Origin of the sequence: Achromobacter sp. ESBL13 (genome assembly GCF_036668755.1) — a bacterium.
Taxonomy (GTDB): Bacteria; Pseudomonadota; Gammaproteobacteria; order Burkholderiales; family Burkholderiaceae_B; genus Achromobacter.
The window spans coordinates 51,796-75,503 of the sequence record NZ_JAZEVT010000003.1 but is presented as its reverse complement, the minus strand read 5'-3'; the positions used below and the strand labels follow the sequence as shown (position 1 = coordinate 75,503).

The window sequence follows — 23,708 nt, the reverse complement described above, 5'->3', positions numbered from 1 at the left end:
GGATTTCGCCCAGCAGCGACCGCTGCGGCGGTGCAAAGCTCGGGCCCTTGGACCCGGCTTGCATGATATCCAGCGCTTCCTGATTCAGCGGCTCGGGCCGGGGGTCAGCTGGCGAGGTACGCGGCACCCTGGTCCCGCTCCAGACAGTAGCCCAGGCCACGCACGGTCACGATCTTCACGCCGCTGGGTTCGAGCTTCTTGCGCAGCCGATGCACGTAGACCTCGATGGCGTTGGTGCTGACTTCTTCGCCCCATTCGCACAGGTGGTCCACCAACTGCGTCTTGCTGACCATGCGGCCGCTGCGCGTCAGCAGGATTTCCAACAGGCTGACTTCGCGTGCCGAGAGGTCCAGCGTCTGGTCGTCGACGATGGCGACGCGGCCCGTCTGGTCGAACAGCAGCCGGCCATGCTTGAGCATCGTGGCGCCGCCGCCCGCGCCGCGTCGCGTCAGTGCCCGCACGCGCGCTTCCAGTTCGGACAGCGCAAAAGGCTTGGCCATATAGTCGTCAGCGCCCAGGTCCAGGCCCTTCACGCGCTGTTCGATGCTGTCGGCGGCGGTCAGGATCAGGACGGGCAGGGCGGAATTGCGGGCGCGCAGCCTGCGCAGCACTTCCAGCCCGGCCAATTGCGGCAGGCCCAGATCCAGAATGAGCAGGTCAAACGCCTGGGCCGCCAGCGCCGAATCGGCGGCAAGCCCGTCACGCACGGCATCGACCGCATAACCGTTATGCCGTAATGACCGGGATAGGCCATCGGCCAGAATGCTGTCGTCTTCGGCGATCAGGATACGCATGGGGCGGCACGGAAGCTGCAAAAAGGTCCCTGTGGCGCCGGCGCTTTGCGTGCCGGCCGCCCCGGAGTAACGGGGCTATCGCCTTGTGGGCGGCCCGGCGGCGGAAAAGGGACGAAACGCCGGGGTCGGCTTCGATTCTGTCATACGGCGCCAAGCTTGCCCACTCAGGGAATACGTGCAAAACTCTGGCACACTGGTTTTTTGTACAGTACAATCCGATGCAATAATCTGAACCTGATTCAAAACAGCAACGCTGCGGTCCAAGGGTGCTCCTTCATGCCGCAACCACCAGATACGTCACAGACAGGACTTTACATGGACGACAAAACCACCAAGGCCGCCGCATCGGAAAAGGCCAAGGCGCTTGCCGCCGCGCTTTCGCAGATCGAAAAGCAGTTCGGCAAGGGCTCGATCATGCGCTACGGCGATAACGAGGTCTCGCACGATATCCAGGTGGTTTCCACGGGGTCGTTGGGTCTGGACATCGCCTTGGGCGTTGGCGGCCTGCCGCGCGGCCGCGTGGTCGAAATCTACGGCCCGGAATCGTCGGGCAAGACCACGCTGACGCTGCAAGTCATTGCCGAAATGCAAAAGATCGGCGGCACCTGCGCCTTCGTTGATGCCGAGCACGCGCTGGACGTCCAATACGCCAACAAGCTGGGCGTGAACCTGACCGACCTGCTGATCTCGCAGCCCGACACGGGCGAGCAAGCCCTGGAAATCACCGATGCGCTGGTGCGCTCGGGTTCGGTTGACCTGATCGTCATCGACTCGGTGGCAGCGCTGGTGCCCAAGGCTGAAATCGAGGGCGAAATGGGCGATTCCCTGCCGGGCCTGCAAGCCCGTCTGATGAGCCAGGCATTGCGCAAGCTGACCGCCACGATCAAGCGCACCAACTGCATGGTCATCTTCATCAACCAGATCCGCATGAAGATCGGTGTCATGTTCGGCAACCCCGAAACCACCACGGGCGGCAACGCGCTGAAGTTCTACGCATCGGTGCGCCTGGACATCCGCCGCATCGGCTCCATCAAGAAGGGTGACGAGGTCGTCGGCAACGAAACCCGCGTCAAGGTAGTCAAGAACAAGGTGGCGCCGCCGTTCAAGCAAGCGGAATTCGACATCATGTACGGCGCCGGTATTTCGCGTGAAGGCGAAATCATCGACCTGGGCGTGGCCGCAAACGTGGTCGACAAGTCCGGTGCGTGGTACAGCTACAACGGCAACCGCATCGGCCAGGGCAAGGACAACGTCCGCGAATACCTGAAAGAGCACCGCGACATGGCGATCGAAATCGAAAACCGCGTTCGCGAGAATCAGGGCATCGTCAGCCGCGCCGCTGAATTCGTGCCCACGGCGGAAGACACCGCCGAATAAGCCTCCGCCTGCCTCTGGCTCAGCGTCGCCAAGGGCCGGCAGGACAGGGTTATCGCAGCGGGGCTGGGTGGCGAGCGATGCCGCACAGCCATACACGGCAGGCGCCAAGACGGGCCTGCCGTTTTGCATCATTCGTCGGGCTGGGTGCGCCGCGTCTTTATCGATCGGGCACTCGTCCTTGACCATGGCAGGAAGCGCATGAGCTGGAAATCGACCCCTGCGTCAGCCGACCGTCTACGCGCCAAGTTGGATGACGAGTTTGAAACCGTCGCCAAGCCGCAAGGCTTGCGGCGCAGTTCGGACGCGCGGCGCGAACAAGAAGCGGCCGAGCCGGCCGCTGACAAGGATGTCTGGCAACGCAGCTCAGAGCAGCGCGCGCTGAAGTCCCGCACGTCTCGGACTTCCCGTACCCCGGACCTCTCGGACACGCCGCCAACGGGCGACAAGGCCTCGGATGAAGGCAAGCCGGCTCGCAAGGGCCCGTCGCTGAAAATGCGCGCGGTGGGATATCTGTCGCGCCGCGAGCATGCGCGCGAGGAGCTGGCGCGCAAGTTAGCCGCCTACGCTGAAGACGCCGACGAAGTCCAAAGCGTGCTGGATGCGTTGGAAAAAGAAGGCTGGTTATCGACCGAACGTTTCGCGCAAAGCCTGGTGCACCGACGTGCGTCGCGTCAAGGCGCGGCGCGCATCGTGCAGGAATTGCGCCAGCACGGCGTGGACGATATCCAGGTCGCGGAACTGCGCGAACAACTGCGCGCCACCGAATACGATCGCGCGCTGGAGGTCTGGAAAAAGCGCTTCGATACCAAGCCGCAAGACCGCGCGGCCTACGCGAAGCAGGCGCGCTTTCTGGCCAGCCGCGGCTTCGCGCACGACGTCATCCGCCGAATTTTGGGCGCGGGCGAGGGCGAGGACGATTGACTGCATCCGGCGCGGCCCCGCGAAGGCGGCCGGGCGCTGCCGTCCATGGACGCCGCCCCTTGGGCGGCGTTTTTACGTCTTGGCCGACTTGATACCCGACAGTGTCTTGAAGCACACGTCGCGCGTAATGGTCAGGAATTCGTCAATGTAGGACGCGTCCGTATCTTCGCTGCGCACGGCTGCATACAACGTGCGCCAAACGCCTTGCGGCCCCAGCCGACACAGCCGCAACCACCCCTGATTCATGTATTCCGTCAGCGCCCAGTTCGGCAAGGCCGCCACGCCACGGTTGCTGGCGACCAGTTGCGCAATGATCGGGGTCAGCTCGGCCTTGCGGATCGCGGCGGGCTCCACATCGGCAGGGTCCAGGAACGCGGTGAAGACGTCCAGGCGTTGTTTGTCCACCGGATACGTTATCAGCGTCTGGTCCGCCAACTGGTCGGGCATGATGAATTTGCTGCCGGCCAGCGGGTTTGCTTCCGATACCGCCAGCACCAGTTCGTACCTGAACAAGGGCAGGTATTCCACGGCATCCAGCGGCTGCGGGTCCGACGTGATCACCAAGTCCAGGTCGCCGCGCACCAGGGCGGGCAGGGGGGCAAACGAAAACGCCGCCGACAGGTCCAGCGCCACGTCGGGCCACTGCACCCGGAACGCGTCCAGCGCCGGCATCAACCACTGAAAGCAGGAATGGCAGTCAATCGCCAGATGCAGTCTGCCGGTGCGGCCGGCCGCCAGCCTTTGCAAGTCGCGCTCGGTTGCGCGGATGCGAGGCAGCACTTCATCCGCCAGCGCCAGCACGCGCAAGCCGGCCGTGGTCAGGCGCGCGGGTCGGGTACGGCGGTTCAGCAGCGGCGTGCCCAGCCGGGTTTCCAGGTCGCGCAATTGATGCGATAGGGCGGACTGGGTCAGATGCAGCCGTTCGGCGGCTTCTTGCAAACTGCCGCCCTCGCGAATGGCGGTAAGCGTTTCAAGGTGGCGGATTTCTAGCATGAGGACGACGGACGTATTGTGGAATAACGAGGATTGTATGAGATTTGTTCATCTTATGAATGTGGACATTGATTTTGATTCATGTAGATTTACCCGCACAATGCCTGTCACTTGAACAAATTTTGTCTAATGGCGGTTGTCATGACTACTATTCATAATCTCGGGTTCCCCCGAATCGGCGCGCAGCGCGAACTGAAGCGGGCTGTCGAGGCCTATTGGGCCGGCAAGCAAACCGCGCAAGCGCTGGAAGAGACCGGCCGCGAACTGCGTGCCAGGCACTGGAAGCTGCAAGCCGCCGCTGGTTTGAAGTTTGTGCCGGTGGGCGACTTTGCCTGGTACGACCAGATCCTGGAATGGACCACGCTGCTGGGCGCCGTGCCTGCCCGCTTCGGTCAGAAGGACAACGAGGCCGTGTCGCTGGACACGCTGTTCCGCATGGGCCGTGGCCGCGCGCCGTCGGGCAAGCCCGCCGCCGCTTGCGAAATGACCAAGTGGTTCGACACCAACTATCACTACATCGTGCCTGAGCTCGTGCCCGGCCAGACCTTCCGCATCGCCCGCGAATCGCTGTTCGAACAAGTCCAGGAAGCGCAGGCGCTGGGCCACGAAGTCAAGCCCGTGATCCCCGGCCCGTTGACCTGGCTGTACCAGGGCAAGGGCGACGCGTTCGCCGGTGGCGCCGCTGACGAAGGCAAGCTGCAACTGCTGGCTGCGTTGTTGCCGGTGTATCAGCAAGTGCTGGCTCGCTTTGCCAAGCAAGGCGTGCAATGGGTGCAGATCGACGAACCCATTCTTGCGCTGGACCTGCCGCAAGCCTGGCGCGATGCCTTTGAATCGGTGTATGCGACGTTGGCGGCCAGCCCGGTCAAGCTGTTGATCGCCACCTACTTCGACGGCTTGAAAGACAACCTGGCCACCGCGCAAGCGCTGCCCGTGGCCGGCTTGCACGTGGACCTGGTTCGCGCACGCGAACAACTGCATGACGTCGTCGCTGGTTTGCGTGCCGACCAGGTGCTATCCGCCGGCGTCGTCAGCGGCCGCAACATCTGGCGCACGGATCTGGATGCGGCCATCGCCACGCTGGCGCCCATCAAGCAACTGCTGGGCGACCGCCTGTGGTTGGCGCCGTCGTGCTCGCTGCTGCATGTGCCGGTGGACCTGGCCAATGAAACGGACCTGGACGCCGAGCTCAAGAGCTGGCTGTCGTTCGCGGCGCAAAAGCTGGAAGAACTGAAGCTGCTGGGCCGCGCGTTGAGCAACGCCACCGACGCCTCCGTGCAGGATGGCCTGATCAAGCAACGTGCCGCGCTGGCTGCCCGCCGTTCGTCGCCGCGCATTCACAACCCCGTCGTGGGTCAGCGCATGGCCGGCGCCAGCGCCGTGTCGCGTGACCGAGCACCGTTCGCCGGCCGCATCGCGCGCCAGCAAGAACAGCTGGGCCTGCCCGCTTACCCGACCACCACGATCGGCTCGTTCCCGCAAACCGCCGAAATCCGCGCGTTGCGCCGCGATTGGAAGGCCGGCGCGCTGACGGATTCCGGCTACGAAACCGCCATCCGCAAGGAAATCGAAGAGGTCATCCGCTTTCAGGAAAAGGTCGGCCTGGACGTCTTGGTGCACGGCGAACCCGAGCGCAACGACATGGTGGAGTATTTTGGCGAATTGCTGGCCGGCTTTGCGTTCACCAAGAACGGCTGGGTGCAAAGCTACGGGTCGCGTTGCGTCAAGCCGCCGATCATTTTTGGCGACGTGGCCCGTCCCGCGCCGATGACGGTGGGCTGGTCGTCTTACGCGCAATCGCTGACGGACAAGCCGGTCAAGGGCATGCTGACCGGGCCGGTCACCATCTTGCAATGGTCATTCGTACGCGACGACCAACCGCGCGAGCAGACCTGCCGCCAACTGGCGCTGGCCCTGCGCGATGAAGTGGTGGACCTGGAAGCCGCGGGGATCAGCGTCATCCAGATTGACGAACCGGCCATACGGGAAGGCCTGCCGCTGCGTCGCGCTGACTGGAAGGCCTATCTGGATTGGGCCGTGGACTGCTTCCGTTTGTCGACGGCGGGCGTGCGCGATACAACGCAGATCCACACCCACATGTGCTATTCCGAATTCAACGACATCATCGAATCCATCGCGGCCATGGACGCCGACGTGATCACAATCGAAACGTCGCGTTCGAACATGGAATTGCTGAAGGCCTTTGAAGATTTCGATTATCCGAACGACATCGGCCCGGGCGTGTACGACATACATTCGCCCAACGTGCCGGAAGTCGACTGGATGGTCGGCTTGATGGAAAAGGCGGCGGCGCGCTTGCCCAAGGAACGCCTGTGGGTGAATCCTGACTGCGGCCTGAAGACGCGTGCATGGCCTGAAACCGAAGCCGCGCTAATCGGCATGGTGCAGGCGGCGCGCGCGCTGCGCCAGTCGGCCTGACGCCAAACCGTCACGTGTCCGCCCGCTTGAAACGCGGCGGCGCCATCTACCCCTTGCGTGATGCCCGCCGGCATTGCACAAGGGGTTTTTTTAATGCGCTGGCGTGAACGAATTTTGGCGGTGATGGTCCATTAAGCCACCATGCGTCGGCTGTGCCCGTGCCATGGCTGCTGCGTTAGTTGCCACCCCATTAGTTGGCATCCTCTTTTTTGCTGCCGGATTGTCGCCGTTCCTATGATTCTCCAAGGCCCTTATCGGCCGGATCTGCTTCTTGCGGAAACGCTGCCCGATATTCTGGAAGCCACGATCCTGCGGCATCCCGCCGCCATCGCCATCCACTGGCTGGATCAAACACTGAGCTACGACACGCTGGGCCAACGCGCATCGCTGGCCGCGCACCACCTGATTCGGGCGGGCGTGCGACCCGGGCATATCGTCGGCCTGTGCTTGCCACGTGGTGCCGACCTGCTGGTGATGCAGGCGGCCATCGCGTTGGCCGGCGCGGCCTGGCTGCCATTTGAAGCCGATACGCCACCGGACCGCATGCTGGTGTGTTTGCAGGATGCTGGGGCCAACGGCCTGATCGCCGGCGCGGATGTGCGTCTGGATGGCATGGTCACCTGGACGCCGTGGGCGCTGGCGGTTCCCGCCCTGGGCGCGCTGAACCGCCGCGTAGGGCTGCGGCCCGAACACCCGGCCTATGTAATCTACACGTCCGGTTCAACCGGCAAACCCAAGGGCGTGCCGATCTCGCAAGCCAGCATTTGCCATTTCCTGCGCAGCGAAAACGAAGTGTTGGGCGTACGTCAGGACGACAAGGTCTACCAGGGCTTCTCGGTGGCGTTCGACATGTCGTTCGAGGAAATCTGGATCAGCTACCTGGTGGGCGCCAGCCTGTGGGTTGCGCCCAAGATGCTGACGACCGACCCCGAAGGGCTGCCCGATGCCCTGGTGCGCGAAGGCGTCACGGTGCTGCATGCGGTGCCCACGCTATTGGCTTTGTTCGCGCATGACGTGCCCGGCTTGCGCATCGTGAACCTGGGCGGCGAAGTGTGCCCCGACTTTCTGGTGCCGCGATGGGCCACGCCCGGCCGTCGCTTGTTCAATACCTATGGGCCGACCGAGACCACCGTGTCCGCCAGCGTGGCCGAGTTGCTGCCGGGGCAAGCGGTGACGATCGGTGTGCCGCTGCCCAATTACGGCATGCTGGTGCGCGGTAACGACGGGGCGGTGCTGCCGGCCGGCCAGGTTGGAGAGCTGTGCATCACCGGCCCCGGCGTGGCCGAGGGCTATCTGGGTCGGCCGGAACTCACAGCAGAAAAATTCGTGAACAACCCGCGACCCGGCGGCAGCCACGACACGCGCATGTATCGCAGTGGCGACCTGGCGCGCATCGACGAACACGGGCAGATCCATTGCCTGGGGCGCAGCGACGATCAAGTCAAGGTGCGCGGCTTTCGCGTCGAGCTTGGCGAGATCGAGGCGGCGCTGTATCGCCAACCCGGGGTCGGCGCGGCCGCTGTGGTGTTGCGCGACTTGGCTGGTATTGAGCAGTTGGTGGCGTTCGTGATGCCGGAAAGCGACGCGCGCCTGGGTCCGCACGCCTTGCGCACCGCCTTGGCGCAAGCGCTGCCGGTGTACATGATTCCGGCCCGCTTTGAATTCGTGGCCGAGGTGCCGCGCCTGACCTCGGGCAAGATTGACCGCAAGACGCTGCGGGCGCGCCAGCTGGACACCGCACAGCAACCGTCCACGGAAGACGACGAGCCCGTCACGGCGGGCGAGCGCGCGTTGTTCGATGCGCTGCGTCCTTTGTTTCCGGGACAGCCGCTGCACCTGGCCAGCGACTTCTTCCGTAATCTGGGCGGCCATTCGCTGCTGGCCGCGCGGCTGGTTTCGTCGCTGCGCAAACATCCGAATTTGTCGGCGCTGAGCATGCACGAGCTTTACCAGCATGCCGGCGTGGGCGCGTTCGCGGCGCGCCTGGATGCGTTGATGGCAACGGCAACGGCAACGGCATCGGCAACCGCAACCGCAACCGCGGCCTCTGCGTCCACTGTTACGGCAACCGCCGCCGTGCACGCCGCGCAAGACGTCTCGCCCGCCCGCGCGCCGGAATGGCGCCGTTGGACGTGTGGCCTGGCGCAATTGGCCGCGCTGCCGTTGTTGATCGGCGTGCGCATGCTGATCTGGCTGACGCCGTTTTTTACGTACCACTACCTGACCGGTGACGATGGCGATTCAGTCTGGCGCGCCGTGGCCTGGTCCATCGCCAGCTACCTGGCGTGCAACCTGCTGAGCTTTGCCGTGGCCGTAGTGTGTAAATGGGCGATCGTCGGCCGCCAGAAACCGGGCCGTTATCCGCTGTATGGCTGGCGCTTTTATCGCTGGTGGCTGGTCGACCGCATCCTGGATATTCCGCCCGCGCATCTGCTGGCGGGCTCGCCGCTTCAGGTCTGGTATCTGCGGGCACTGGGCGCGCGCATCGGCCGCGACGCCGCCATCAGCCGGGTCTCGGTGCGTGCGCCAGACCTTCTGACGGTGGGCGATGGCGTCAGCATCGGCGCCGCCGTCAATCTTGAGAACTTCGCGGTGCGCGGTGGCGCCTGGGAAGTCGGCCCGATCACCCTGGCCCACAACGTCTATGTCGGTTCGTACTCGGTGCTGCAAGGCGATGTCGCGATGGGCGAGGGCGCGCGGCTGGAAGGGTTGTCGTCGCTGGCCGGCGGCACGCGCGTGCCGGCCGGGCAAACCTGGACGGGCGCGCCGGCGCGGCATGACCCGTGCGCGCAGCCGTCTGATCTGCCGCCCCGGCCAGTGCGGGCAGGGCGCTGGCGCCGCCTGGATGTGCTGGCCTATGCGGCGGGCGGCACGCTGATCGCCGCGTTGTTCTTCATGCCGGTCTTTCCCAGCTTCGTGTTGATCGATTGGATCGACGCGCGCTGGCTCGACCTGATGGGCTCGCGCGCGTCCTGGCCCACCGCGTTCCTGTGCTATCTGTTGCTGGCGCTGCCGGCCAGCGCGTCGCTCTTGCTGTTGACGGTGCTGGCGTGCGCGGCGCTGCGCTGGTCGCTGCTGCCCCGGCTGTCGGCGGGGCGCTGGCCGGTATATGGCCAGATCTACCTGCGCCGTTGGCTGACTAATCAAATCCAGGAGGCCAGCCTCAGCGTGCTGCACGGGCTGTATGCGTCCATCTATGCCGGTTCGTGGTACCGGCTGCTGGGCGCGAAAGTGGGGCGCGGTACCGAGATTTCCACGGCGATGGGCATCGTGCCGGACATGCTGACCCTGGGGCGCGACAGCTTCATCGCCGACGGCGTGATGCTGGGCGACGAGGAAATCGACCAGGGCTGGATGCGCTTGCGCCCGACCGTCATCGGCAACCGCAGCTTCGTGGGCAACGGGGCGTACGTGCCGGATGGATCGGTGTTGCCCGACGACGTCCTGATCGGGGTGCAAAGCCGCGCGCCGGCGAACGCTGCGATGGCCAGCGGCCAGACATGGCTGGGCAATCCGCCGCTGGCGCTGCCCGCGCGCGAGCAGACGGCCGGCTTTCCCGGTCATCTGACCTTCCGGCCCAGCGCCGCCCGCAAGGTGGCGCGCGGAGCGGTCGAGGGCATGCGCATGATCCTGCCGCTGGCGGTGGTGATCGCAGTGGGCTACCTGACCGTTATGCGCGTCATACCCATCGCGGCGGCCGAGGGGTTTATCGGCGCGTTTGACGAATTGATGCTGGCGGGCGTGCTGTACGGCGTGGGCACCTTTCTTTTCGTGGTGTTGCTCAAATGGGCGCTGATGGGGCGCTACCGGCCGTGCGCCGAACCGATGTGGACGCCGTTTGTGTGGAAAAGCGAAGCGGTGACCAGCCTGTATGAATCCATCGCGGTGCCGAACTTCTTCAATTTCCTGCGCGCCACTCCGTGGTTGCCGCTGGCGCTGCGCTGCCTGGGGGCGCGCATCGGCAAGCGGGTGTTCATGGACACAACCGACCTCACGGAGTACGACTGCGTGTCGATCGGCGACGATGCGGTGCTGCACGCGGGGTCGGGGCCGCAGACGCATCTGTTCGAAGACCGGGTCATGAAGATCGGGCCGGTCGATGTCGGCCCGGACGTGAATGTCGGCCCCCGCAGCACCATCCTGTACGGCACCCACGTGGAAGCCGGCGCCCGCCTGGGGCCACTGACGTTGGTGCTTAAGGGCGAGACGATTCCGGCGGGGCAGGCGTGGATGGGCAGTCCGGCCACACCGTGGACAGTCTGAGGACGCCGGGCAGGGCGGGCGGCAGGGTGCGCCGGGTGGCACGCGGGAGCGCCGGCATGGCCCGCCCCCGCAATCCGGCCATTTGCTACCAGGCCGCCTGCGCTATACTTTCAAGGTTTTGTTGCCGCGCACCATGCGCAGGCCATCTTCGCCCCGCAGGCCCCCAGCATGCCCTTGCCACCGCCCGATTACCCTCGCCAACCGCTGCACACGCGTTCCATACGCGTGCAGTCGTATGCGCGCGAGGATGGCAATTGGGATCTGGAAGCCGAGCTGATCGACGTCAAGGCGTACGATTTTCCCAAGAGCGACGGCAAGATGTTCAAGGCCGGGCAGCCCATCCACCATATGCACCTGCGCATCACCATCGACGAGGAATACTCGATCCTGGACGCGCAGGCCGTCTATGATGCGGCCCCTTATGGCGGTCATTGCATGGCCATCGAGGCGGCTTACACTGATTTGATCGGCATGAATCTGCTTAAGGGGTTCCGCCGCCAGGTCAAGGAGCGGTTCGGGCACGTGCAGGGCTGTACGCACATGACCGAGCTGTCGCAGGTGCTTCCCACCGCGGCGGTCCAGACCATGGCCAACCGCCGGCGGCAGGAAACCAACCCGAACCGGCGTCCATTCCAATTGGACGGCTGTCATGCGCTAAGCACTGGCGGCCCGGTGGTGGCTGAGCACTATCCCAAGTGGTACACGGGGGGTAGCGCTGAGGCATCGGCCGATTCGTCCTCCGATTCACCTTCTCTTTCTCATACGTCCTGACAGGTAACACATGAAAATCCACGAGTATCAAGGCAAGGAACTGCTGAAGCAATTTGGCATCCCGGTGCCGCGCGGGATCCCCGCTCTTTCCGTCGACGAGGCCGTGGCTGCCGCTGAAAAGCTGGGTGGACCGGTCTGGGTCGTCAAGGCGCAAATCCACGCGGGCGGCCGCGGCAAGGGCGGTGGCGTCAAGCTGGCGCGTTCGCTGGAAGACGTGCGCAAGCTGGCCTCGGAAATCCTGGGCATGCAGCTGATCACGCACCAGACCGGCCCGGAAGGCCAGAAGGTCCGTCGCCTGTACATCGAAGACGGCGCCGACATTCAAAAGGAATACTACGTGTCGCTGGTCACTGACCGCGCCACGCAGAAGGTTGCCTTCATCGCTTCCAGCGAAGGCGGCATGGACATCGAGGAAGTGGCTCATTCCACTCCCGAGAAGATCATCACCGAATACATCGACCCGCTGACCGGCCTGTCGGCCGAGCAAGCCACCAAGATCGCCAACGCGATCGGCCTGCCCGCCGACTCCACCGCCCAAGCCGTGGACGTGTTCCAGAAGCTGTATCAGTGCTACATGGAAACCGACGCGTCGCTGGTTGAAATCAACCCGCTGAACCGCGACAGCAAGGGCAACATCATCGCCCTGGACGCCAAGTTCAACTTCGACCCCAACGCCCTGTTCCGCCACCCGGAAATCGTCGCCTACCGCGACCTGGACGAAGAAGACCCCGCTGAAATCGAAGCCAGCAAGTTCGACTTGGCCTACATCCAGCTCGAGGGCAACATCGGCTGCCTGGTGAACGGCGCCGGTCTGGCCATGGCCACGATGGACACCATCAAGCTGTTCGGCGGCGAGCCGGCCAACTTCCTGGACGTCGGCGGCGGCGCAACGGCCGAGAAGGTCACCGAAGCCTTCAAGATCATGCTCGCGAACAAGAGCGTGAAGGCCATTCTGGTCAACATCTTTGGCGGCATCATGCGCTGCGATGTCATCGCCGAAGGCGTGATCGCGGCTTGCAAGGCCGTCAACCTGAACGTGCCGCTGGTCGTGCGCATGAAGGGCACCAACGAAGAACTCGGCAAGAAGATGCTGGCCGACTCCGGCCTGCCGATCATCAGCGCCGACACGATGGCCGAAGCGGCCACCCGCGTCGTAGCCGCCGTTAAGTAAATATGCCCCCTCGCCGCGCCCCTTCGTGGCTTGCTGCCCCCCATGGGGGAGCTTTCCACCTTGGGACGGCCCGGCGGTAAAAGAAATTGCCAAGGATTCACAAATGTCGATTCTGATCAACAAGGACACCAAAGTCATCACCCAGGGCATCACGGGCAAGACGGGCCAGTTCCACACCCGTATGTGCCGTGAGTATGCCAATGGCAAAGCCGCCTTCGTGGCCGGCGTGAACCCCAAGAAAGCGGGTGAAGACTTTGAAGGCGTGCCGATCTTCGCTTCCGTCAAGGAAGCCAAGGCCGACACCGGCGCAACCGTGTCCGTCATCTACGTGCCGCCCGCCGGCGCCGCTGCCGCCATCTGGGAAGCCGTCGAAGCCGAACTGGATCTGGTGATCTGCATCACCGAAGGCATCCCGGTCCGTGACATGCTGGAAGTCAAGAACCGCATGAAGGCCAAGGGCAGCAAGACGCTGCTGCTGGGCCCGAACTGCCCCGGCCTGATCACGCCGGACGAAATCAAGATCGGCATCATGCCCGGTCACATCCACCGCAAGGGTCGCATCGGCATCGTCAGCCGTTCGGGCACCCTGACGTACGAAGCCGTGGCGCAAGTCACCGAACTGGGCCTGGGCCAATCCAGCGCCGTCGGTATCGGTGGCGACCCCATCAACGGCCTGAAGCACGTCGACGTCCTGAAGATGTTCAATGACGACCCCGACACCGACGCCGTCATCATGATCGGCGAAATCGGCGGCCCCGACGAAGTCAACGCCGCTGAATGGGCGAAGGACAACATGAAGAAGCCGGTCGTCGGCTTCATCGCTGGTGTCACCGCTCCTCCTGGAAAGCGCATGGGCCACGCTGGCGCCCTGATCTCCGGTGGCGCCGACACGGCCGACGCCAAGCTGGAAGTCATGGAAGCTTGCGGCATCCGCACCACGCGCAACCCCTCCGAAATGGGCAAGCTGCTCAAGTCGGTGCTGTAAGCCTTTCAGCATTGCGTACAAAAAAGCCCGCTTCGGCGGGCTTTTTTTCGGCCGGTCGGCGCGGGTCTTCAGCGAAATTTCTGTGGTTTTCCTAGGGTAATCCCGTGTCCAAACTGCGTTCGTCCAAACATACGGAAAGCTGAACGAAACTATAATGAAAGAAATTTCGCACGTACCCAGCAAGAATGCCGTCGGGCTCGCACCAAGACGGTCAGTACGGCTTTTGGTTTTTTTCATCCATTAATTTGGTTCGTCCTAGGGGGATCAACACCTAGGAAAGAGAGGCATGGAACTCAGTTCAGCGGCATTCTGGATAGCGCTGCTCCAGATCATTTGGGTCAATATTCTGCTATCGGGCGACAACGCCGTGGTTATTGCGCTGGCGGCGCGCTCGCTGCCTCCGGCGCAGCAAAAGAAGGCGATCACGATCGGCTCGGCCGCCGCGATCATCATGCGTATCGTGCTGACCCTGGTGGCGGCCAAGTTGCTGTTGTTGCCGTACCTGAAGCTGATCGGCGCGTTGCTGCTGGTCTACATCGGCGTGACGCTGCTGTTGCCGGAAGGCGAAGACGACGGCGCGGGCAAGACGCAAGGCAATTTGCTGACCGCGATCCGCACTATCATGATTGCCGACCTGGTCATGAGCCTGGATAACGTGGTGGCCGTCGCTGCCGCGGCGATGGGCGACACGACCTTGCTGGTGTTGGGCCTGGCCATCAGCATCCCCTTGGTCATCTTCGGCAGCACGTTGCTTTTGAAGGTTATCGAGCGCTTCCCGATCATCGTCTGGGTGGGTGCGGCGTTGCTGGGCTTCATCGCCGGCGAATTGTTGGTGGGTGACCCCGCCTTGCAAGAGCCGGTGGCGCGTCTCGACGCGGCCCTGGGCGTATCGCATCACAGTTTCGAACTGATGACCGGTGCATTGGGCGCGATTCTGGTGCTGGCAATTGGTAAAGTTTTGCTGATGCGCCAGAAAGCTGAATGAAAGCTGAATTACAATAATTAGTTGTTTTAATGATCTCGCCGCGCAGTGCGCGGCGGGGTGGCCGGCTCGGGACCGGCCTTTCTTTTCATAAATGCCTTCGGGGGTTCATAGTGCTTGAGTTTTTCCAGACGCTGAGTTGGGCAGCGGTATTCCAGATCATCCTCATCGACATCCTGCTCGGCGGCGACAACGCGGTGGTTATCGCGCTGGCGTGCCGCAACCTTGCGCCCAAGCAGCGCATGCAGGGCATTCTTTGGGGCACCGCGGGCGCCATCATCCTGCGTGTCGTGCTGATTGCTTTCGCATTGACGCTTCTGTCGATTCCTTTCCTGAAGGTCGTTGGCGGTCTGCTGCTGGTCTGGATCGGCGTCAAGCTCTTGATCCCCGAAGACGATGCGCACGGCAACGTGAAGGGCGGAACGTCCATCGCCGCCGCCATCAAGACCATCATCATTGCTGACTTCGTAATGAGCCTGGACAACGTGATCGCCATTGCCGGCGCGGCCCAGAACGCCCACGCCGACCATCAGATCGGCCTGGTTGCCTTCGGCCTGATCGTCAGCGTGCCGATCATCATCTGGGGCAGCACCCTGGTCCTGAAGCTGATCGACAAGTATCCGTTGGTGGTTACGTTTGGCGCCGCGCTCCTGGGCTGGATCGCCGGTGGCATGCTGATTACCGATGTGGTTGTCGAACGTCAATTCGGTGTGCAGCCGACTACGGTTAAAATCGCTGCAGAAATTATCGGCGCCTTGCTCGTTGTTGTCCTTGGACGGTGGCTGGCAAGCCGCAAAACCGCTTCCAAGGAATCAGCACATGAGTCTGCGTAGATCCGTCGATCCCCAGCAATCCGAATCGGGCCTGAGCCTCCTTCAGGGCCTTTTCGTGCTGGCCATCCTCGGGGTAGTCGCGACGGTCATCGTCTCCAATTTCGTTTGATGACCGCACGTGTCTCTTCCGCAACGCCTGGTCATCGCGACCCGCGCCAGCCGGCTTGCCCTGTGGCAAGCCGAGCATGTGCGCGACCGGCTGCGCACGCTGTACCCGGCGTGCGCGGTTGAGCTTCTTACCCTGACAACCCGAGGCGACCAGATCCTTGACCGTACCCTGTCCAAGGTCGGTGGCAAGGGTCTTTTCGTCAAGGAACTTGAAAACGCGTTGCTCGACGGGCGCGCCGATCTTGCCGTGCACTCTTTGAAAGACGTGCCGGTGGATCTGCAAGCCCCGTTCGAGCTGTGCGCCATTCTTGATCGCGCGGACCCGCGCGATGCCTTCGTATCGAATCGCTTTGCCTGTCTGGCAGATCTGCCGGCGGGCGCGGTCGTGGGTACGTCAAGCCTGCGGCGCGAATCGCAGATTCGTGCGCGCTTTCCTGAACTGGTCGTCAAACCGCTACGCGGCAACCTGGACACCCGTCTGGGCAAGCTGGACAAGGGCGAGTACGACGCCATTGTGCTGGCCGCCGCGGGGTTGGAACGCCTGGGCCTTCAGGCGCGCATCCGCAGCCTGCTGGACCCGGCCGACAGTCTGCCGGCCGCCGGGCAGGGCGCCTTGGGCATCGAAATCCGCAACGACCGCGACGACATGCGCGCGTGGCTCTCGCCGCTGATCAGCGCGGCCACGACGTCATGCGTGCAAGCCGAACGGGCGGTGTCTCGCAGGCTGGGCGGTTCCTGTCAGGTGCCGCTGGCGGCGTTTGCCCAGATCTCTGGCGACACCTTGTCATTGCGCGCCCTGGTGGCCTCGCCGGATGGCGTGCGCATGGTCCACACGGCCCGCAGCGGCCCGGTGGCCGATGCCGAAGCCTTGGGTGAAGCCGCCGCACAAGAGCTGCTGGATGCCGGCGCCGCTGCCATCCTTCAGGAACTGCTGCAAGCCGACCCTCGGCCGGACTGATGTCCAGCCCCGCCCGAGTCGCCGTCCTGACGCGGCCCGAAGGGCGCAACGAGGCGCTGGCCGGCCGTCTGACCGACGCCGGCTGGTCCGCCTGTATTCTGCCCGCGCTGGAAATCCATCCGCTTGATGTCCCCGCCGCGCAATTGCCGCGCCCGGCCGACTTCGACATGGTCGTGTTCGTCAGCGGCAACGCGGCCAAGCAGTACTTGCGCCAACTTGCTGCCGCGCACGGTCTGCATGCGTGGCCCGCCGGGGTGATTGCCGCCACGGTCGGTCCGGCCAGCGCCCAAGCGCTGCGCGAGTCCCCAACGTTTGGCGCGAATACAACAGTTCTGCACCCTGGCGACGATGCAGCCAGCCACGATTCCGAAGCTTTGTGGGCCGTGCTGCGCGGCCTGCCAGCCTTGCCGCCGCGCGTGCTGCTCGTGCGCGGCACGCAGGGCAGGGACTGGTTGGGTGACCAATTGCAGGCGCACGGGGTGGCCGTGACGCGCCATGCGGCCTACCTGCGGCGGCCCGCCGTGTGGGACGCCTCGGCGCTGGCGCCATTGCGTGGCTGGGCCCAGGCGGGCGTAACGGCCATCTGGCTTATCACCAGCGGCGAAGGCGCCGATGCCGTACGCGCCAATCTGGACGCTGCCGGCCTGACGCCGTGGTGGCAACAATGCCACTTTGTGTTGACGCATCCAACGCTGGCGCGGCGCGTACCCCCGGCCTGTCATGGCGCCGATGGGCCGGCAATGGTAAAAATCTGCTTGCCCAACGACGAGTCGATATTCCAGGCTTTTGTTGCTGCTTGATTCGTTGCATCGGACTGACACCGAATACAATCGCGTCATGACAGACAAGACTCCCGCTACCGATCCGGTCGTTCACACGGCCGCCCCGGGCGCAAGCGCGCCCGCATCGGCCCCGGCCGATCCCGTCAAGGCCCGTCCGGCCAAGCGCGGCAATGGCCCCTTGGTCACCGCCCTGATAATCGTCATCCTGCTTGCCGTGGGCCTGGGTTACGCGTTGTGGAAGCAGCGCACCCAGTTCGTGTCCGCCGGCCGCGAGGTTGCCACGCGCATCGACACGCTGACCGCCGACGTGGCGCAGGCGCGCAAGGACACGCGCGAGGCCCTGGCGCTGGCGCAGGCGCAAGCCGGCCGCGTGGGCGAGCTTGAAGACACCGTCCGCGAAACCCAAAGCCAGTACAACGCGCTGCAACAGGCGTGGCAGAACTTCAACGACAGCGCCAGTGACGAACTGCTGGCCAACGACGTCGAACGCCTGTTGACCATCGGCAACCAGCAATTGCGCCTGGCCGGCAACGTGTCCAACGCCATCGTTGCACTGGAAACCGCGCAGGCCCGCCTGGCACGCGCCGACCGCCCGCGTTTTTCAAGCCTTCAACAAGCCATCAACGGCGACCTGGATCGCCTGCGCGCCGTCTCCACCGTGGACATTCCCGCCCAATCCGCGCGCATCGAACGCCTGGTGGCGCTGGTCAACAAGGCGCCGCTGCTGGTGCCCGATTCCGCCGCGCCGGGCATGGCCGCCGCTGGCGAAACCCAGCCCGCCGCCGCGCCCGCACCCACGATCGATCCGCAAGCCGGCTTGCCCGCCGACGCGCCCTGGTGGCAGCGCTGGCGCGCCGAAGTCGTGTCGTGGCCCGGCCGCGCGGGTTCGGCCCTGGCGCACGAACTTGGCGGCCTGATCACCATCCAGCGCGTTGACGAACCGGCCGCGTTGCTGCTGTCGCCCGAGCAAGCCGACCAGGTGCGTGGCACGCTGCGCCAGCGTCTGCTGACCGTGCAGCTGGCCATGTTGATGCGTCAACCCGCTGTCTGGAAGAGCGAACTCGACAACGTCGGCGTCACCTTGTCCAAGTACTTCGACTCCCGTTCACCCGATACGGTCGCCGCGCAAACGCTGGCGCGTGAACTGGCCCAGACGGACATCGCCGTGCGCATGCCGGACGTGGCCGACAGCCTGAACGCCGTGGCCGCCTTGCGCGCCGCGGGCTTCAAGACCAGCGGGCAGGATTGAGCCTTATGCGTACCTGGTTCTGGACACTGCTGCTCGCCGTCATCGCCGTCGCCCTGGCGGTGGTGCTGCGCTCGCATTCCGGCAACGTGCTGTTGCTGGTCTGGCCGTGGCGCATTGGAATGTCGCTGACGTTGGCCGTGCTGCTGATCGTGGCCGCCTTCATCGTGCTTTATGTGGGTTTGCGCCTGCTGGCGTGGCTGCTTGCCATTCCGGATCGCGTTCGCGTGTGGCGCGGCAAGCGCGCACAGGCGCGTGACCACGAATTGCTGGAACGCGGCTGGATCGGCCTGCTTGAAGGCCGTTACGCGGTTGCCGAAAAAGACCTGACCAAGCTGCTAGAGCAAACCAAGGTGCAAACGCGCCGCGTGCTGGCCGCCTTGTCCGCGGCGCGCGCCGCGCATGGCTTGGGCGAATTCGACCGGCGCGACCGCCTGCTTGCCACCGCGCAAGAACAGGCCGGCACCGACCCCGGACTGACGGAAGCCACGGCAACCGTGTCGGCCGACATGCTGCTGGACCAGGGCCGCCCCGAGCGCGCGCTGGCCGTGCTGGCGCCGTTGGCGGACGGCGGCGCACGCCATCTGCACACGATGCGCCTGCTGCTGCGCGCACACACCGCATTGCATCACCAGGAACAGGTTTTCACGCTTGCACGCGGGCTGGTGCGTCGTAATGCCCTGGCCCGTGGCGAGGCCGACGTGTTGATCGATACGTCCGGCGCCGCGCGCCTGCGCGCCGCCGCGCACAGCGATGCGTGGCGCGCCATCTGGAAAGACCTGAAAGCCGAAGAGCGCCTGCTGCCGGATATCGCGCTGGCCGGCGCCGCCGCCTTCGAGGCGGCCGGCGAGCCCAACGAAGCGGCGCGCGTGCTGGAAGCCGCCATCGCCGTGAAGTTCAACCCGGCACTGGTGGCCGCCTACGCCCGCTGCGACGCCGAGCAGGTGTCGCGCCGTCTGGCCAAGGCCGAGACCTGGTTGCAGCAACGCCCGACCGACCCCGATCTGCTGACCGCGTTGGGCATGCTGTGCCTGAACGGCCAGTTGTGGGGGCAGGCCGAACGCTACCTGCTGCGCAGCCTCAGCCGCCGCGGCGATGCGCAAACGCATGCGTTGCTGGGCAGCCTTTATGACCGCCTGGACCGACCCGCCGATGCCGTGCGCCACTGGCGCCTGGCCACGGCGGCCAGCATGGCGCTGCCGGTGCTGGCGGCCGACGCGGCCTTGCCCGCGGCGGACACCGGATCGGACCCGTACCGCGTGGACGCCGAAGGCGGCTATGCGGTGGGCTTGTCGGACTCGGACGGCGATGCCGATGTGGGCGGCGACTACCCGTCGTTGCCTCCCGCCGTAGCCGCCTCGGCCTCTGACTACGTGCTGGACCCGGACGCCCGGGTCAGCCGCGACCAGCGCGACCGCGCGCTGGCGCCCGAAGACGCGCCGCTGGCGGGCGGCACGTCGGATATCGACGAGTACTTCGACAGCGCCCCGATTCCGGCGGCGGCTTTCGATGAACCCGTGCCCACGTATTCGCCGGCGCCCGCCGCCCCCGCGAAGCCCGCGCCCGCCCCGGCGTCGGCTCCGGTGCCGACGACCAAGCCGCCGTTCAAGGACGACGGCTCGCTTTGAACATTTCTTCAGACAAACAACAAGGTTGAATCATGAGTCTTGATCGCGTCTCCCCTGGCAAGAAGCTGCCGGAAGACTTCAACGTCATCATCGAAATCCCCATGAACGCCGACCCGGTGAAGTACGAGGTCGACAAGGACACGGGCGCGATTTTCGTTGACCGCTTCATGCTGACCGCCATGCACTACCCGTGCAACTACGGCTACATTCCCCAAACCCTGTCGGACGACGGCGACCCCGCCGACGTGCTGGTCCTGACCCCGTTCCCCATCCAGATCGGCGCCGTCGTGCGCTGCCGCGCCATTGGCGTGCTGGAAATGGACGACGAGTCGGGCGGCGACGCCAAGCTGTTGGCCGTGCCGATCGAAAAGCTGTACCCCCCGTACCGCAACATCAAGTCGTACGAAGACCTGCCGACCGAAGACGTCGCTCGTATCCAGCACTTTTTCGAGCACTACAAAGATCTCGAAAAGGGCAAGTGGGTCAAGGTCAAGGGTTGGAAGGGCGTGGACGCCGCTCACGAAGAAATCGTGAACAGCGTCGAACGCTACAACAAGGCCTGATCAGGCTTTGGTCCGCGCCGGTGTTGCACCGGCGGGGGCCCTGATGCGGCGCGGCCGCGACGGCATGATGCCGATCGCCGCCGCGCCGTTGCTTTGCGGGGCTTGCAGGTTCTGCGACACCGCGGCCGCCGCCACCTGGATGCGCGCTTGCAATACATCTAGGCGCGCTGCCGACGTGTTCGCCTGGGCGGCAATGAAGACCAGGCTGCCCACTACCTTTTGGTCGGGGCTGAAAATCGCCGCGCCGATCCCCATCAAGCCGGGGTCGACCTCGCCATGCGACACGCACACCCCCGCCGTGCGCAGCCGTTTCAGGTTGGCGCGAAATTCGTCCCAGTCTTCGCCCAGGCCCGCCTCGCGGATTTCAGCCGCGTGCCACAGCATCAGGTTGCGCAATTGATAGGGCGGCAGGTTCGCCAGGATGGGCTTGGCCGTCGCGCCCCTGAACATCGGGAAGGGCCGGCCGCGCGCATAGCTGGATTCGATCGAGTTGTCGGTCCAGTAGCGATCCACGCACATGACCTTGTCGCCGTAGTAGCTGCACAGCATCAGGTTGGCGTGCAGCTCGTCGCCCGTGGCACGCATGACGTCGCGCGCCGCGCGCATCAGCGGGTCGTGCTGGCGCAGATGGCGATCCAGTTCGATGATGCGTGAGCCCAGCACGTACGCGCCGCCCGCCGTAGGGGCAAGCAGCCCGCTTTCCGTCAGCGATTTCAGGTAGCGATACGCGGTGGCGCGCGAGCAATCCAGATGCGCCATGACGTCCTCCTGGAACGCGGCGGTGGTGTCGTCGCGAAAAAGGTCAAGGATGGACAGCATGCGATCGGGAGTGCTCATTGCGTGGAGACGTGCCTAGTGAATGTGGAAGCCGCCGTTGACGTCGACCACGATGCCGGTTGAATAAGAGGACAGGTCCGAGGCCAGGAACAGAATGGCTTGGGCAACCTCGGCGGGCGAGCCGAAACGTTGCAGCGGAATGCCCTGTTTGAGTTCTTGTTCCCAATTTTCGCCGAATTTTCCCAGCGTCATGTCCGTTTCGATAATGCCGGGCGCCACGCAATTGGCGCGCACGCCGCGTGGGCCCAGTTCGCGCGCCAGCGCTTTGGTGAAACTGATGACGCCGCCCTTGGACGCCGCGTAATGCGAGCCGCCCAGCAGGCCGCCGCCGCGCAGGGCGGCGGTGGAGCCCAGGTTGACGATTGCCGCTTGCCGCGTGCTTTCCAGCAGTGCGGGCAGGGCGGCGTGCGTGACGTTGTAGGTGCCGGTCAGGTTGACGTCGACCATGCGGCGGAATTCGTCCTCGGGCAAGTCCCAGATGCGCGTGGCGGCCACGATGCCGGCGTTGTTGACCAGCACGTCGATGCCGCCCAGCGCCTTCACGGCGCGCGCCATCGCGGCCTTGCACGAGGCGCCGCGCGACACGTCGCAATGCAGGTTGACGCGGCCGTCCTCCACCGCGCCCGGGCCATCTTTGGGATAGGCGTGGTCCAGCACCGCAACGCTGGCGCCCTGCGCCAGGAAGAGCTCGACAACGGCCGCGCCGATGCCACGGGGGTTGGCGCCCCCCGTGATCACGGCGCGCTTGCCGGCCAGCAGCGACAGCGCGCCGTTCATCACGACTTCACCAGTGAGCAGCCGCCGTCCTTGAGCGGACGGAACGCCTGCTCCGCCGGAATCTTGCGCACCAGGTTGTAGTAGTCCCAGTCGCGCTTGGATTCCGACGGCTTCTTGACCTGAAACAGATACAGGTCACGCATGACGCGGCCGTCCTCGCGGACGCGGCCGTTTTCCGTCATGAAGTCGTTGATGGGCGTGTCGTGCATTTTCTTCAACACGGGTTCGGATGCGTCCGTGCCGGCGGCCTTGATGGCATTCAGGTAATGCATGGTGGCGCTGTAGTTACTGGCCTGCACCATCGACGGCATGCGCCCCGTGCGCTTGAAATAGCGTTCGGACCATTGGCGCGCCTTGTCATCCTGGTCCCAATAGAAGGGCTCCACCAGGTTCAGCCCTTGCGCGTATTCCAGCCCCACGCTGCGCACATCCACGATGCTCATGAACAGCGCGGCCACCCGTTGCTTGCTGCCCATGATGCCGAATTCAAAGGCTTGCTTGATGCTGTTGATGGTATCGCCGCTGCCGTTGGCCAGACCGATGACCTGCGCCTTGGACGCTTGCGCCTGCAACAGGAACGACGAGAAGTCCGAGCTGGCGATGGGGTGGCGCACGCTGCCCACGACCTGGCCGCCCTTGGCTTTGACGACGGCCATGGCGTCGCGTTCCAGTGAATGGCCGAACGCGTAGTCGGAGGTGATGAAGAACCAGCTTTTGCCGCCGTCCTCAATCACGCCGTTGGCCACGCCGGTGGCATAAGCGTAGGTGTCGTAGGTCCAGTGCATGCCGTTGGGCGAACACGCCTTGCCCGTCAGGTCGGCCGAGCCCGCGCTGGTGAAGATGACGACGCGCTTCATCTGGCGGGTCAGGTCCTGCACGGCCAGCGCGATGGCCGAATTGGGCACGTCCAGGATCAGGTCCACCTTGTCGTTCTCGTACCAGCGCCGCGCCACCGACACCCCGATGTCCACCTTGTTCTGGTGGTCGGCCGAGATCACTTCGATGGGCTTGCCCAGCACGTTGCCACCGAAATCCTCGACGGCCATCTTCACGGCTTCGACGCCGAACTTGCCGGACAGGTCCGCCATCATGCCGGACTGATCGCCCAACACGCCGATCTTCACGACGTCATCGGATACCTGCGCCATGGCGGGCACGGACAGGGCGCCCAGCACGCAGGCGGCAAGGCTGTTCTTGATACGGGTCTTCATGGGGTGTCTCCTTGGGGGCTTGTTCTTTTGCGCGCCGCCCTGTGCCGGGCGGTCATGCGGGGTCGTGCG

The 23,708-nt window shown here is 64.7% G+C and carries 19 protein-coding genes; 14 read left to right on the top strand and 5 right to left on the bottom strand.

From position 1 onward, the window contains the following. Positions 1-104: 104 nt before the first annotated feature. Complete coding sequence (locus V6F88_RS14550) at positions 105-794, bottom strand: response regulator transcription factor (protein ID WP_006218337.1); 690 nt, start codon at positions 792-794, stop codon at positions 105-107. Between the two features lie 315 nt (positions 795-1,109). Between V6F88_RS14550 and recA the strand changes: the two genes are divergently transcribed. Both recA and recX read left to right on the top strand, forming a co-directional pair. Further along, positions 1,110-2,171 carry a recombinase RecA gene (gene recA, locus V6F88_RS14545; protein WP_006218338.1) on the top strand — a complete coding sequence of 354 codons (1,062 nt, stop codon included), beginning with the start codon at positions 1,110-1,112 and terminating at the stop codon, positions 2,169-2,171. A gap of 198 nt (positions 2,172-2,369) precedes the next feature. After that, positions 2,370-3,092: a recombination regulator RecX gene (gene recX / locus V6F88_RS14540; protein WP_332610362.1), complete on the top strand. Its 723-nt coding sequence runs from the start codon at positions 2,370-2,372 to the stop codon at positions 3,090-3,092. 72 nt (positions 3,093-3,164) lie between these two features. On the opposite strand, the gene V6F88_RS14535 is transcribed toward recX, so the two are convergent. Further along, complete coding sequence (locus tag V6F88_RS14535; protein ID WP_332610361.1) at positions 3,165-4,085, bottom strand: LysR family transcriptional regulator; 921 nt, start codon at positions 4,083-4,085, stop codon at positions 3,165-3,167. Positions 4,086-4,226: 141 nt separating this feature from the next. Here V6F88_RS14535 and metE point away from each other — a divergent pair, with 141 nt between their 5' ends. The 12 genes from metE to ppa all read left to right on the top strand — a co-directional run bounded on the left by metE (position 4,227) and on the right by ppa (position 20,814). Then, positions 4,227-6,524, top strand: coding sequence for a 5-methyltetrahydropteroyltriglutamate--homocysteine S-methyltransferase (gene metE / locus V6F88_RS14530; protein WP_332610359.1), 2,298 nt, complete (start codon positions 4,227-4,229; stop codon positions 6,522-6,524). Between the two features lie 234 nt (positions 6,525-6,758). Further along, a complete protein-coding gene (locus V6F88_RS14525; RefSeq protein WP_332610357.1) occupies positions 6,759-10,787 on the top strand; it encodes a Pls/PosA family non-ribosomal peptide synthetase in 4,029 nt (1,342 codons plus the stop codon). Between the two features lie 168 nt (positions 10,788-10,955). Continuing rightward, positions 10,956-11,558, top strand: coding sequence for a DUF2889 domain-containing protein (locus V6F88_RS14520; protein ID WP_332610355.1), 603 nt, complete (start codon positions 10,956-10,958; stop codon positions 11,556-11,558). Between the two features lie 10 nt (positions 11,559-11,568). After that, a complete protein-coding gene (sucC, locus tag V6F88_RS14515; protein ID WP_332610353.1) occupies positions 11,569-12,729 on the top strand; it encodes an ADP-forming succinate--CoA ligase subunit beta in 1,161 nt (386 codons plus the stop codon). A 103-nt stretch (positions 12,730-12,832) separates the two neighbouring features. After that, a complete protein-coding gene (gene sucD / locus V6F88_RS14510) occupies positions 12,833-13,714 on the top strand; it encodes a succinate--CoA ligase subunit alpha (RefSeq protein ID WP_006218345.1) in 882 nt (293 codons plus the stop codon). 286 nt (positions 13,715-14,000) lie between these two features. Further along, the gene (locus V6F88_RS14505; protein ID WP_332610351.1) at positions 14,001-14,699 is read left to right on the top strand and encodes a TerC family protein; all 699 of its coding nucleotides are present in this window, start codon (positions 14,001-14,003) and stop codon (positions 14,697-14,699) included. Positions 14,700-14,809: 110 nt separating this feature from the next. After that, positions 14,810-15,529: a TerC family protein gene (locus tag V6F88_RS14500; protein ID WP_039883011.1), complete on the top strand. Its 720-nt coding sequence runs from the start codon at positions 14,810-14,812 to the stop codon at positions 15,527-15,529. A 118-nt stretch (positions 15,530-15,647) separates the two neighbouring features. Continuing rightward, entirely contained in the window at positions 15,648-16,595 is a 948-nt protein-coding gene (gene hemC, locus V6F88_RS14495) for a hydroxymethylbilane synthase (protein ID WP_332610349.1), read from the top strand. Beyond that, on the top strand, positions 16,595-17,395 hold the full coding sequence (locus V6F88_RS14490) for a uroporphyrinogen-III synthase (protein ID WP_332610348.1): 801 nt from the start codon (positions 16,595-16,597) through the stop codon (positions 17,393-17,395). The genes hemC and V6F88_RS14490 overlap by 1 nt, the downstream gene beginning before the upstream one ends. A 37-nt stretch (positions 17,396-17,432) precedes the next feature. After that, positions 17,433-18,626 carry a uroporphyrinogen-III C-methyltransferase gene (locus V6F88_RS14485; RefSeq protein ID WP_332610347.1) on the top strand — a complete coding sequence of 398 codons (1,194 nt, stop codon included), beginning with the start codon at positions 17,433-17,435 and terminating at the stop codon, positions 18,624-18,626. 5 nt (positions 18,627-18,631) lie between these two features. After that, positions 18,632-20,251 (top strand): heme biosynthesis HemY N-terminal domain-containing protein, encoded by a 1,620-nt coding sequence (locus V6F88_RS14480; RefSeq protein ID WP_332610346.1) that lies wholly within the window; start codon positions 18,632-18,634, stop codon positions 20,249-20,251. A 32-nt stretch (positions 20,252-20,283) separates the two neighbouring features. Then, on the top strand, positions 20,284-20,814 hold the full coding sequence (ppa, locus tag V6F88_RS14475) for an inorganic diphosphatase (protein ID WP_046802833.1): 531 nt from the start codon (positions 20,284-20,286) through the stop codon (positions 20,812-20,814). Here ppa and V6F88_RS14470 read toward each other — a convergent pair whose 3' ends face one another. From V6F88_RS14470 to V6F88_RS14460, 3 genes are read right to left on the bottom strand one after another with little or no spacing between them, the layout of a single operon-like run. Beyond that, positions 20,815-21,651, bottom strand: coding sequence for an IclR family transcriptional regulator (locus tag V6F88_RS14470; protein WP_332610344.1), 837 nt, complete (start codon positions 21,649-21,651; stop codon positions 20,815-20,817). Positions 21,652-21,666: 15 nt separating this feature from the next. Further along, positions 21,667-22,428 carry an SDR family NAD(P)-dependent oxidoreductase gene (locus tag V6F88_RS14465; RefSeq protein ID WP_332610343.1) on the bottom strand — a complete coding sequence of 254 codons (762 nt, stop codon included), beginning with the start codon at positions 22,426-22,428 and terminating at the stop codon, positions 21,667-21,669. Continuing rightward, positions 22,428-23,639, bottom strand: coding sequence for an ABC transporter substrate-binding protein (locus V6F88_RS14460; protein WP_332610342.1), 1,212 nt, complete (start codon positions 23,637-23,639; stop codon positions 22,428-22,430). Before V6F88_RS14460 ends, V6F88_RS14465 begins: the two co-directional genes overlap by 1 nt. Between the last annotated feature and the right edge of the window lie 69 nt (positions 23,640-23,708).